Consider the following 11,443-nt stretch of genomic DNA (forward strand, 5'->3'; position numbering starts at 1 on the left):
CCTCAAAATCAATTGAAGCGTTTTTTTAATACTGAAAAAGTATCTATTATGATATAACAGTGTTCTCAATTTACATCATTCCTGGCATACCGCCGCCGCCCATTGGAGGCATAGCAGGGGCATCTTCTATAATGTCGATTAAAGCACACTCGGTTGTTAAAATCATTCCAGCCACCGATGCTGCATTTTCCAACGCAATACGCGTTACTTTTTTAGGATCGATAATACCCGCTTTAAGCATGTCTACAAAAGTTTCAGATTTGGCATCGTATCCAAAGTCTTTTTTACCTTCTAAAACCTTGTTGATTACCACACTGCCTTCGCCACCTGCGTTTTCAACAATGGTACGTAAAGGCGATTCAATAGCACGTGCTACAATTTGAATTCCTGTAACTTCATCAAGATTTTCGGTTGTAATTTTTTGTAAAACCGATATGGCTCTTACCAAAGCAACACCACCTCCGGCAACAATGCCTTCTTCAACGGCGGCTCTAGTGGCATGCAACGCATCGTCAACACGGTCTTTCTTTTCTTTCATTTCCACCTCACTGGCAGCGCCAACATAAAGTACCGCAACACCGCCAGCTAATTTCGCTAAACGCTCTTGTAGTTTTTCTTTATCGTAATCTGAAGTTGTGGTTTCAATCTGCGATTTAATTTGATTAACTCGCGCTTTGATGTCTTTGGCATTACCTGCACCATTTACAATGGTTGTATTGTCTTTATCAACAGTTACGGTTTCAGCCGTACCCAACATGCTTAAATCTGCATTTTCCAAAGTAAATCCTCTTTCTTCAGAAATTACGGTTCCACCGGTTAAAATAGCAATATCTTCAAGCATCGCTTTACGTCTGTCGCCAAAACCTGGTGCTTTTACAGCAGCAATTTTTAGTCCACCACGTAATTTATTAACTACTAAAGTGGCTAAAGCTTGTCCGTCTACATCCTCAGCAATAATCAATAATGGGCGACCAGATTGTGCCACAGGCTCTAAAATTGGAAGAATTTCCTGTAAGTTGGAAATCTTTTTATCGAACAATAAAATGTACGGATTTTCTAAATCGGCAATCATTTTATCGGCATCGGTTACAAAGTACGGAGATAAGTAACCTCTATCGAATTGCATCCCTTCAACAACATCAACATAAGTGTCCATGCCTTTGGCTTCTTCAACGGTAATAACACCTTCTTTACCAACTTTACCAAAAGCTTTCGCTATGAGTTCGCCAATAGTGTCGTCGTTATTTGCTGAAATAGCAGCCACTTGTTTTATTTTTTCAGAAGAATTACCAACTTGCTTAGATTGTTTTTCCAAATCTTTGGTAATAGCAGCAACAGCTTTATCGATACCGCGTTTTAAATCCATAGGATTTGCTCCGGCAGCTACGTTTTTTAAACCTTCTTTTACAATAGCTTGAGCTAAAACGGTAGCGGTAGTTGTTCCGTCACCAGCCAAATCGTTGGTTTTGCTCGCTACTTCCTTAACCATTTGTGCACCCATGTTTTCGTGTGCGTTTTCTAGTTCGATTTCTTTTGCAACCGTAACACCATCTTTGGTAACCTGTGGTGCTCCGAAAGATTTACTAATAATAACGTTACGTCCTTTTGGGCCTAAAGTTACCTTTACTGCATTTGCCAATGCGTCAACACCGCGTTTTAATCCGTCGCGTGCATCAATATCAAATTTTATGTCTTTTGCCATAATGAAAAATTTTGTTTAAAATTTTTAAAACTCAATGCTCAAATCTTAAATTCCAAAGTTGGAAAATGATTGTTTTGAATGAGATTTTATTGGATTTTGTTTTTTTAATTTATTGGAATTTGCAATTAAACAATTGCTAGGATATCGCTTTCGCGCATAATTAAATAATCTTTACCTTCTAGCTTAAGCTCTGTTCCTGCATATTTACCATATAAAACAGTGTCGCCAACTTTTACGGTAATAGGTTCGTCCTTTGTGCCTTTTCCAGCGGCTACTACTTTTCCTTTTTGTGGTTTTTCTTTAGCGTTATCCGGAATAATAATTCCCGATGCTGTTTTTGTCTCAGCAGGTGCAGGTTCTATAACAACGCGGTCTGCTAATGGTTTAATGTTTAAGCTCATTTTGATATTTTGTTTTTAATTAATTAAATTATGTTTAACGCCTTAGCGTTATGCTAAAAATGTGCCAATACTTTTTAACTGACAAACTTGCAGAAACAAAAAATGCCAACTGGTTGAGTTGGCATTTTTTTACAGCAATATTGAATTACTGCGCTGTATCTTTTGCTGTTGCCGGAGCATCATTATTTGTGGTTTGTAACGGTGTTGCAGATGGTAATGGCTGCGATGTTGTAGCATCGGCATCTAAAGCTTTAGAATCTAAAGTTTCTCCACCTCTGCTAATGGCCACGTTAGACACTAAAATTAAAACCAATAACAATGTTGCCAAAGTCCATGTGCTTTTGTCTAAAAAGTCGGTTGTCTTTTTTACACCACCTAATTGCTGTGTGCCACCGCCTCCAAACGACGACGATAACCCGCCACCTTTTGGGTTTTGTACCATAATTACTACTACTAGTAAAAATGCTACCACTACGATTAATGCTAAAAATATTGTAAACGTACTCATTATTCTTTATTATTTTGTTCTTGTAATTGTTCTACTGCCTTAATTTGGTTTGCAAAGAAACTACTTTTTTCTGGATATTTCAAACTTAAAATGTTGTAAGATTGAATTGCTTTTTTATAGTTTTTTTGCTCGACGTAAATCCGTGCTAAAGTCTCGGTCATTAAAGCTTCGGGCTGTATCATTTGCGCTTTGGCCAGATTGCCTTTTGAAGTGGACGTTTTAGTTGGATTTATTTTTGGGTTTTGGGTGATAAACTTATCGATTAATTCGAATTTCTTAGCCTTTTCGGTTTTATCTGAAACGCTTTTTTCGTCTTTATCAAAATTGGTTTTTTCTCTTTTGATTGGTTTAAAACGCGTTAATTTTAACCACTCGTTAAACGAATGGCTTTCTCTTTTATCAAATTGAAGCGGTTTTCCTAAATTTAAAATATCGGTGACCGAGGCTTCTTGTGTTTTGGTAGCTTCCGTAACGTTTTCAATAAGCTCCGAATCATCTAAAACAAACGCTTTTTTGGGACGCTCTTCTTTAGGCTGAAACAACGCGGGGTCTAAAACGCCATCGGTATCTTTAATTTGTTGTTTTAAGGCATCATCAATAGCCACGCTCTTGTTTATGGAAATATCTTCAACCGTAACATCGATAGCTTTTAAATGCGCCGTGTTTTGTTTGATGAATTGCGATATTTCATTTTGGATAAATGTTTCGGAGGTTATAAAATCGAATAAAATACTCCTGTCGGCGGTATAAGCGGCAGTGGTTTTAAGTTCTTGGTTGTATTTAAAACTGCTTTGGTCTTTTAAACCTTTAAGGTACACCGCGCGAGCCGATTGAAAAAACGGGAATTCATCAATGATGGATTTTATGGCTTCGGTTTGCTCATGCGATATGGCTTGAGGGTTTTGAAGGACATATGTAAAATCTGTTTGATTCATTGAAAATTTACTTTTTAGTTGGGTGATTTCGAGAACCTCAATCACCGATAACTTAATGTTTAATTTAAAAAACGGTAGCTGAGACTATCGAAGCTACCATTTAGCCAAGGTTGCATTAATTATGTCTTGCGTTAAGCGTTCAAAAATTTCCTCATGAGCGGTTGCTTTTTGAGCACCAACAAGTTGTGCGTTGGCCGGATAATCATAAAAGAACGAAAAGCTTTGATCTACATTATCTTCTTCGTTATTGGTATTGTAAAAGCTGATTTTTACGCCAACGGTTAATCGGTTTTGTGCCGCTTTGTTATCCGATGTCGCTGTGGTTGGAGAGATTCTGTAGGTTGTAATTTCGCCTTCGTAAACTAAATCGGCATTAGACGTTTCCAATTTATAATTGGTTTGATCTACTATTTTGTCTTGTAATGCTCTTTGAAAATCTTGATCTAAACCAGGTTCAAACAATAAGGCGCTATTTTCAATACGATTTACCTGAAAAGTATCGGCTTTTATCGAACTGGGTTGCGTAAATCCATAAAAACCACAAGACTGAAATGATATGGCCGCCAATAGTATAAAGATGTATTTTATGTGTTTCATTTTAATTTCCAAATTTTTTTACACTTCGGCTGCGTTCCGTGTGACATTGTAGGTTTTGTTTTTAAAACGATGACTTTTTTATATTGTTGTAATTTTCAATTGCTTACAGAAAACTGCGACTACCAACGCGATTAAAGATCATATTGTTTAATCTTTCGGTATAAGGTGCGTTCACTGATGCCCAATTCGGCTGCCGCTAATTTACGTTTTCCTTGATGACGTTCAAGCGATTTTTTTATTAATTCCAATTCTTTGTCGTGTAGCGATAAGGTTTCCTCTTCTTCAATTTCTTCGGCAAAGTGGTATTTGTCCTGCTTACTTGAGCTTTCGCCCTTCACATTTGAATGCTCGGGAATCGATATCACTTCAGTTTCTGTTAAGGCTTCTTCGTAATCTGTTTCGGTGTCATCATCATCGCCATAAATTTTTTGAATTAAACTGCCGTGGTCCTTTTCAACATCTTTAATGTTGCCATTTTTCATGAGTTCCATGGTGAGTTTTTTCAAATCGTTTAAATCACTTTTCATATCAAAAAGGACTTTATACAAAATTTCGCGCTCGCTACTAAAATCGCTTTCGGCTTTAGTTGTTTTAACAATGGCCGGTAAATTGCTGCCCGATGTTGGTAAATAACTTTTTAGTACTTCGGCGGTAATGATACGGTTTTCCTCTAAAACGGACACTTGCTCTGCGACGTTGCGTAATTGACGAATATTACCGTTCCAACGGTGTTTTAATAAAACCTGAATGGCATTATCGGTTAATTTTACCGTTGGCATTTTGTATTTTAATGCGAAATCGCTGGCAAATTTCCTGAACAACAAATGAATGTCTTCTTGACGCTCGCGCAATGGTGGTAAATGAATATCTACGGTACTTAATCTATAATATAAATCTTCGCGAAATTTTTCTTTTTGAATAGACTGAAACATATTCGCGTTGGTGGCCGCCACAATACGCACATCGGTTTTTTGAACCTTGCTGGAACCTACTTTTATAAATTCGCCATTTTCCAAAACACGCAACAAACGCACTTGGGTGGTTAGTGGGAGCTCGCCAACCTCGTCTAAAAAAATAGTGCCGCCATCGGCCACTTCAAAATAACCGCTTCGGGTTTGTGTGGCACCTGTAAACGCCCCTTTTTCATGCCCGAAAAGCTCACTGTCAATGGTGCCTTCCGGAATGGCGCCACAGTTTACCGCAATGTATTTATTGTGTTTTCTGTGCGATAATTGATGTATAATTTTAGGAATACTTTCTTTACCAACCCCAGATTCGCCAGTTACTAAAACCGAAATATCTGTGGGCGCCACTTGTATCGCTTTTTCTATAGCGCGATTAAGTGCAGTTGTATTGCCTATAATGCCAAAACGTTGTTTTATTGCTTGAACGGATTCCATAAGTAAGCCCCCTAGCCCCCAAAGGGGGAATTTAAAATGTTATTAATATTGTTTCGTTGTATTCTATTTTGAATCATTATTCTTTTGACTTTTTTATGCGTTTGAGTGAGCATTCCTCCCCTTTGGGGAGGTTAGGAGGGGCTTATTGCCTCCCCAATTAAAGTAGCACTCGTACAATCTGTAACCTTTACGTTTACAAAATCTCCAACCTTAAAATCTTCTTTTGGAAACACACAAACTATGTTTTGCGGTGTGCGACCAGACCATTGTGCATCCGATTTTTTTGATTCTTTTTCAATCAATACCTCTACCGTGGTGTTGAGCCATTCTTTGGTTCTTATTTCACTGTGTTCGCGTTGTAAATCTACAATGTCTTGCAGCCTTCGTTTTTTTGTGGCTTCGGTAACATCATCTTCCATATTACGGCCTGCCATTGTTCCGGGGCGTTCGGAATAAGTAAACATATAGCCAAAGTTATATTTTACGTATTCCATTAAGGAAACGGTATCTTGAAAATCGGCTTCGGTTTCGGTTGGAAAACCAACAATCATATCCTGACTTATAGCACAATTTGGGATCATTCTGCGGATATTGTCTATCAGCTCCATGTATTCCTCACGGGTATGCAAACGATTCATCGCTTTTAAAATACGGTCGCTTCCGCTTTGCACCGGTAAATGAATGTGGTTGCAAATATTATCGTATTTCGCCATGGTTTCAATGACATCCAAGGTTAAATCTTGTGGGTTTGAGGTTGAAAAACGAATACGCATTTTAGGTTGTGCTTTGGCACAAAGCTCTAATAACTTTGAAAAGTTTACGGCCGTGGCTTTTTGTAAATCGCTCGCTTTTGTAAAATCTTTTTTAAGGCCGCCGCCATACCATAGATAACTATCTACATTTTGCCCAAGTAAAGTAATTTCTTTATAGCCTTTGTTCCATAAATCGTTAACTTCTTCAATAATACTTTGTGGGTCTCGGCTGCGTTCGCGACCGCGCGTAAACGGCACCACGCAAAACGTACACATATTATCGCAACCCCGGGTTATCGAAACAAAGGCCGTAACACCATTAGTGTTTAAGCGCACGGGCGAAATATCGCCATAGGTTTCTTCTTTTGAAAGAATCACGTTTATGGCGTCTCTACCTTCGTCAACTTCGGCCAAAAGGTTGGGTAAATCCTTATACGCATCGGGACCAACTACTAAGTCTACAATTTTTTCTTCTTCAAGAAATTTCGTTTTTAAGCGTTCTGCCATACAGCCCAAAACGCCCACTTTCATTTTTGGATTATGGTCGCGTTTCACGGCGTTGTATTTTTCTAAACGTTTGCGTACGGTTTGTTCTGCTTTATCACGAATGGAGCAGGTATTTACCAAAACCAAATCGGCTTCTTCTAAACTTTGGGTGGTATTAAAACCTTCGTTGGTTAAAATGGAAGCTACAATTTCGCTGTCGCTAAAATTCATAGCACATCCATAACTTTCAATAAAAAGTTTACGCGTGTTTTCTTTTTTTTGTTCTAAAACCAAGGATTGGCCTTGTTTGTTTTCGTCTATTATCTTTTCCATAATTGATTGCTGCCTCTATCGCGGTCAATAAGTGTGCAAAGATACAACTTATTTATGTTTTTGTGACACAATGTCATGTTATTTTGTGTTAAAAATAACGCAACCTTTTGGAGTAAAATGCATCTTTAAAATAAATGTTGAAAATAATGAAAATCAAAGTTCTTTTTTTATTCGTCCTTTTAATATTTGCCTGTGATAGCAACGAGAATGTTATTCCAGATCCTGATAATTTGTTGATAGGTAGTTGGGTTGAGCCCAATTATAGTGAAGAACAAACCGTTTTTAAAAGAGCAGCGGATTTACCCGAAAATGCTTCGGGAATTATGTTTAAGTCCAATGGCGATTTTATTGAACGCTCTTCGGGTTGGTGCGGTACACCGCCTTTAACCTATTCCGATTATAATGGCAAATGGGAATTGGAAAACGCATTGGTTACCATCACCCAAGAATTTTATCCCATAAATTATGCATGGCGTATTGTATCGGTTAGCGAAACGGAATTGATTGTAGAAAGAGAACTGACCGAACAGGAAAAAGACCATCAAAAATTAATGGATCTGTACAATGAAATTTACAACCTGAGCATAAGCGTATCGTGTACCAATGCCGAGGATTGGACGTTTACCGCATACGGCGCTAAAGCCTGCGGTGGGCCACAGGGGTTTATAGCGTATTCAAATCAGATTGATACCGATGCTTTTCTGCAAAAAGTTCAAGCTTATAATGAAGCCGAAAACGCATACAATATAAAATGGGAGATTGTCTCGACCTGCGATGTGCCGCAACAACCAAAAGGTGTGACGTGCCAAAACGGATTCCCGGTATTAACCTACTAAAATAAAATTTTGTTATGATTAAAAAAATGCTGTTTTCCGTTTTGATTTGCTTCTGTTTTATGAATATGCAGTGCGAGGAAAATGACGATATTGTTGATTTGGATTGCGATTTTGCTGTTGCCATTGATAAAGAAAAATATGATGGTTTAGAAACTGCCAGTTTTAAAATTATAAGCGCTGAAATAATAGATGATTGCTTAGTTATAAAGATTGGCGCCTCTGGATGTAGTACCGATAATTGGAGTTTTAATTTGGTAGATTCTGGTGCAATAGCCGAATCATCTCCAGAGCAACGCTATTTAAAGTTTCAATTGATTAACAATGAAGTTTGTTTGGCCTATTTTGAAAAAACCATATCATTCAATTTAAAGCCTTTACAAATTGATAATAGTGTAAATGAGGTCATTCTGCATATTGAAGGATTGGAATCTTCATTGAATTATACGTATTAAATAAAAAATCAACTAAATAAAAAATACCATGAAATTAAAATTCCTTTTATTAAGCCTCATCTTTTTCGGCATGATGTCCTGTGATAAAGATAACATTGAATACGAGTTTGTTAAAGTTGCAACACCAGAATTAATGAGCAAAACAGCTTTTAGAAATTCAGTAAAAGCCGAAGCGCCCATTGAAATAAAAGAGGCCGGAAAAATTTATGCCTACAGCAACTTCATTTTTATAAACGAAGTAAACAAAGGCATTCACGTTTTAGATAATACCGACCCGAAAAACCCAGTAGCCAAAACATTTATAAACATACCGGGAAATGTAGATATAGCCGTAAAAGACAATCACCTGTTCGCCGATAGCTCCATAGATTTGGTGGTTTTTGATATTTCCGATATTAATAATATAACAAAAACCACAACCTTGGAAGATATGTTTTTGCCCATGCCCAATTACGATTTCCCAGAAGGTGTTCAAGCTGTTAGTTATAAGGATTATGACGCCAACGAGCATATTATTGTTGGGTGGTCGGCGGTTTTAGAGCGTCGGGAAGTTGGCATGCACCCAGGTTATTATGGGCCTTATTTTGACTTGGCAAATTCTAACTTTGCACCCAGCGCCGAATCCAACACCGGAACAGGAGGCTCATTGGCGCGCTTCCAAATCGTAAATAATTATTTGTACACTGTTGGAGAATCTAAAATGAAAACCTTTAATATTAGTAATTTGTCGCAACCCGCTTTTGAGAACGAGATTAACGCTGGCATTAATATTGAAACCATGTTTTACGCCGATAATCATTTGTATTTAGGCAGCACCAGAGGTATGTATATTTATAGTTTAGCAAATCCATCTTTACCGGAATATGTCTCAGAATTTGTGCATTGGGAAAGCTGCGACCCCGTTGTTGTTGATGGCGATTACGCTTATGTTACGCTAAGAGGCGGTAATTTGTGCGGGCAACAGGAAAGCGTTCTGGAAGTTATTGATATCAGCGATAAAACACAACCAACCCTAGCAGCAAGATATGGCTTAGAAAACCCTTATGGTTTAGGGATAAAAGGCCACATGCTTTTTGTTTGCGATGGTACGGCAGGGTTAAAACTGTTTGATAAATCGGATCCGTTAAATATTGAAATGGCTAAGTCGTTTAACGACATTCATGCCACTGATGTTATTCCTTTAGAAAACACGTTAATCATGATTGGCGGTGAAACCTTGTATCAATACGCGTATGGCAGTAATAATGATGTAACGTTAATAAGTACTTATTCGTTGAATTAAATAGGGCTTAAAATAGAATAAAAAAATCCTGCTTTTCAGCGGGATTTTTTTTGTTAAAAGTATATTGTTATATATTGCTGAAAAATTTCTTTTTAAACCTTAACCAAATACTGTTTCAACCAAAATGAATTCATTTCCCCAATTAGAAGAAAAGATAAACCATGTCAAAAGTTTGGATTTTGGCGACATAATTTCCGCATCAATTGATTTGTTCAAACACGTTTGGCTAAAAGGTTTTTTAGCAATCTTATTTTTAATGATTGGTGGTTTTGTTATTGCTTTTACGTTTTCGTTAATTGGATTGGCTCCAGAAAATTACCTGTTTGAAAACGGATTTGAAATGGAATCGTTTTTAACCTTCTATTCGGCAAATGCCCTTTATAGTGTGCCACAATCTATTTTAGCAAGTACGCTAACCATTGCCTTTTTATCGGCATTTTACAGAATATGCAAGAATTTTGTTTTAGGAAAGGATGAAGGCGATGATTATTTTTATTTTTTTAAAAAGGAATATTTTAGCAAAGTATTTATGCTCGGGTTAATTTATACAGGTATTTCAACACTTGCACAACTACTGTTTTTAATACCATATATATATGTGCTGGTGCCGCTATCTTATTTTTCAATCATATTTGCCAATAATCCAAATTTAACCGAAGGCGAAATTGTTAAAGCCAGCTTTAAGCTTGGTAATAAAAAATGGCTGATTACATTTGGAGCTATGTTTGTTACCGGCATTTTAGGAATGTTGGGGCTTTTGGCCTGCGGAATTGGTTTGTTCTTTACCATATCAATTGCTTATTTGCCTGTGTTTTTTATTTACAAAGAGGTTATTGGTTTTGAGGAAATTCATGAAATAGACCAAATAGGAATGGGCGACGAATCAAATTATTAAACTAACCATAAAACTAAAATAAATGAATACTATGAACACATTGTTGCAAAAAATTGAAAATGCCAAAGATTTGGATTTTGGCGATATTTTCGGTAAATCGATTGAGCTTTTTAAAAAGGTTTGGGTACAAGGTTTGGTAATGCTCTTACTAACAATGGTATTGATGATACCTATATATTTAATTACATTTTTACCCATGATGGCAATAGGGTTTATAGATCCAGAATCCATGCAACAGGGGCAAGAGCCAAATTGGGCGCTGCTTATACCTTTTTATCTCATTACGATAGTATTTAGTTTTTTTGCCATGATTATTGCTTTTGGGTTAAAATCTGCTTTTTACAGAATTTGTAAAATAAAAGATTTAAATGAAGCCGGATCCGACGATTACTTTTACTTCTTTAAAAAGCCCTATTTAGGCAAAACAATAAAATTAGCGGCCATGACTTTCGGAATTAGCCTGATAGCAACACTCCTTTGTGTACTGCCTATTTTTTATGTTATGGTGCCCATCGCACTAATCAATGTCATTTATGCGTTTAACCCGGATTTAACCGCTTCCGATATTGTAAAAATTGGATTTAAGTTGGGAAATAAAAAGTGGCTAATAACCTTTGGGCTGCTTATTATATCTAGTATTTTGGCTCAATTGGTTGGAATGATTATGTGTTTTATTGGGGTGTTCGTCACCGCATCTTTTGCATATTTACCAGCGTATTTTGTGTACAAGGAATCTATAGGTTTTAACGAAACAAGTGCTATTGAAGAAATAGGAACAACCGTAGAATAAATTTTATAACAACCGTAAAAGCCTGTGTTTATGCATAAAAATACAGGCTTTTTTTATGAATTAAATCACAGATT

Annotated in this window: 12 protein-coding genes; 5 read left to right on the plus strand and 7 right to left on the minus strand. The window is 36.9% G+C overall.

What is annotated here, in order from left to right:
• Positions 1-70: 70 nt before the first annotated feature.
• The 7 genes from groL to miaB form a co-directional block, all read right to left on the minus strand.
• Complete coding sequence (gene groL / locus RNZ47_RS10490; RefSeq protein ID WP_311939711.1) at positions 71-1,702, minus strand: chaperonin GroEL; 1,632 nt, start codon at positions 1,700-1,702, stop codon at positions 71-73.
• Between the two features lie 125 nt (positions 1,703-1,827).
• Positions 1,828-2,103: a co-chaperone GroES gene (locus RNZ47_RS10495; RefSeq protein ID WP_311939713.1), complete on the minus strand. Its 276-nt coding sequence runs from the start codon at positions 2,101-2,103 to the stop codon at positions 1,828-1,830.
• A gap of 145 nt (positions 2,104-2,248) precedes the next feature.
• On the minus strand, positions 2,249-2,611 hold the full coding sequence (gene secG / locus RNZ47_RS10500; protein ID WP_311939715.1) for a preprotein translocase subunit SecG: 363 nt from the start codon (positions 2,609-2,611) through the stop codon (positions 2,249-2,251).
• Complete coding sequence (locus RNZ47_RS10505) at positions 2,611-3,546, minus strand: DUF8458 domain-containing protein (RefSeq protein ID WP_311939717.1); 936 nt, start codon at positions 3,544-3,546, stop codon at positions 2,611-2,613. The genes secG and RNZ47_RS10505 overlap by 1 nt, the downstream gene beginning before the upstream one ends.
• A gap of 93 nt (positions 3,547-3,639) precedes the next feature.
• Positions 3,640-4,143 carry an LPS assembly lipoprotein LptE gene (lptE, locus tag RNZ47_RS10510; RefSeq protein ID WP_311939719.1) on the minus strand — a complete coding sequence of 168 codons (504 nt, stop codon included), beginning with the start codon at positions 4,141-4,143 and terminating at the stop codon, positions 3,640-3,642.
• Positions 4,144-4,274: 131 nt separating this feature from the next.
• Complete coding sequence (locus tag RNZ47_RS10515) at positions 4,275-5,543, minus strand: sigma-54 interaction domain-containing protein (protein ID WP_311939721.1); 1,269 nt, start codon at positions 5,541-5,543, stop codon at positions 4,275-4,277.
• Between the two features lie 131 nt (positions 5,544-5,674).
• Positions 5,675-7,114 (minus strand): tRNA (N6-isopentenyl adenosine(37)-C2)-methylthiotransferase MiaB, encoded by a 1,440-nt coding sequence (gene miaB, locus RNZ47_RS10520; protein ID WP_311939723.1) that lies wholly within the window; start codon positions 7,112-7,114, stop codon positions 5,675-5,677.
• Positions 7,115-7,260: 146 nt separating this feature from the next.
• Here miaB and RNZ47_RS10525 point away from each other — a divergent pair, with 146 nt between their 5' ends.
• From RNZ47_RS10525 to RNZ47_RS10545, 5 genes are all read left to right on the plus strand, one after another.
• The gene (locus RNZ47_RS10525; RefSeq protein ID WP_311939725.1) at positions 7,261-7,950 is read left to right on the plus strand and encodes a hypothetical protein; all 690 of its coding nucleotides are present in this window, start codon (positions 7,261-7,263) and stop codon (positions 7,948-7,950) included.
• 59 nt (positions 7,951-8,009) lie between these two features.
• Positions 8,010-8,402 (plus strand): hypothetical protein, encoded by a 393-nt coding sequence (locus RNZ47_RS10530; protein ID WP_311939727.1) that lies wholly within the window; start codon positions 8,010-8,012, stop codon positions 8,400-8,402.
• Between the two features lie 28 nt (positions 8,403-8,430).
• Positions 8,431-9,684, plus strand: a complete 1,254-nt coding sequence (locus RNZ47_RS10535) for an LVIVD repeat-containing protein (RefSeq protein WP_311939729.1) — start codon at positions 8,431-8,433, stop codon at positions 9,682-9,684.
• A 124-nt stretch (positions 9,685-9,808) separates the two neighbouring features.
• Entirely contained in the window at positions 9,809-10,579 is a 771-nt protein-coding gene (locus RNZ47_RS10540; protein ID WP_311939731.1) for a hypothetical protein, read from the plus strand.
• Between the two features lie 22 nt (positions 10,580-10,601).
• Positions 10,602-11,369, plus strand: a complete 768-nt coding sequence (locus RNZ47_RS10545; protein WP_311939734.1) for a hypothetical protein — start codon at positions 10,602-10,604, stop codon at positions 11,367-11,369.
• Positions 11,370-11,443 lie beyond the last annotated feature (74 nt).

It is taken from the genome of Hwangdonia seohaensis, from assembly GCF_031932625.1.
Classification (GTDB): Bacteria; Bacteroidota; Bacteroidia; order Flavobacteriales; family Flavobacteriaceae; genus Hwangdonia; species Hwangdonia seohaensis.

Bases quoted from the DNA above. Each gene is read 5' to 3' on its own strand.
- lptE (WP_311939719.1), bottom strand. From the start codon at position 4,143: ATGAAACACATAAAATACATCTTTATACTATTGGCGGCCATATCATTT.
- RNZ47_RS10515 (WP_311939721.1), bottom strand. From the start codon at position 5,543: ATGGAATCCGTTCAAGCAATAAAACAACGTTTTGGCATTATAGGCAAT.
- RNZ47_RS10535 (WP_311939729.1), top strand. From the start codon at position 8,431: ATGAAATTAAAATTCCTTTTATTAAGCCTCATCTTTTTCGGCATGATG.
- RNZ47_RS10495 (WP_311939713.1), bottom strand. From the start codon at position 2,103: ATGAGCTTAAACATTAAACCATTAGCAGACCGCGTTGTTATAGAACCT.
- RNZ47_RS10530 (WP_311939727.1), top strand. From the start codon at position 8,010: ATGAATATGCAGTGCGAGGAAAATGACGATATTGTTGATTTGGATTGC.
- RNZ47_RS10545 (WP_311939734.1), top strand. From the start codon at position 10,602: ATGAATACTATGAACACATTGTTGCAAAAAATTGAAAATGCCAAAGAT.
- RNZ47_RS10540 (WP_311939731.1), top strand. From the start codon at position 9,809: ATGAATTCATTTCCCCAATTAGAAGAAAAGATAAACCATGTCAAAAGT.
- RNZ47_RS10505 (WP_311939717.1), bottom strand. From the start codon at position 3,546: ATGAATCAAACAGATTTTACATATGTCCTTCAAAACCCTCAAGCCATA.
- secG (WP_311939715.1), bottom strand. From the start codon at position 2,611: ATGAGTACGTTTACAATATTTTTAGCATTAATCGTAGTGGTAGCATTT.
- miaB (WP_311939723.1), bottom strand. From the start codon at position 7,114: ATGGAAAAGATAATAGACGAAAACAAACAAGGCCAATCCTTGGTTTTA.
- RNZ47_RS10525 (WP_311939725.1), top strand. From the start codon at position 7,261: ATGAAAATCAAAGTTCTTTTTTTATTCGTCCTTTTAATATTTGCCTGT.
- groL (WP_311939711.1), bottom strand. From the start codon at position 1,702: ATGGCAAAAGACATAAAATTTGATATTGATGCACGCGACGGATTAAAA.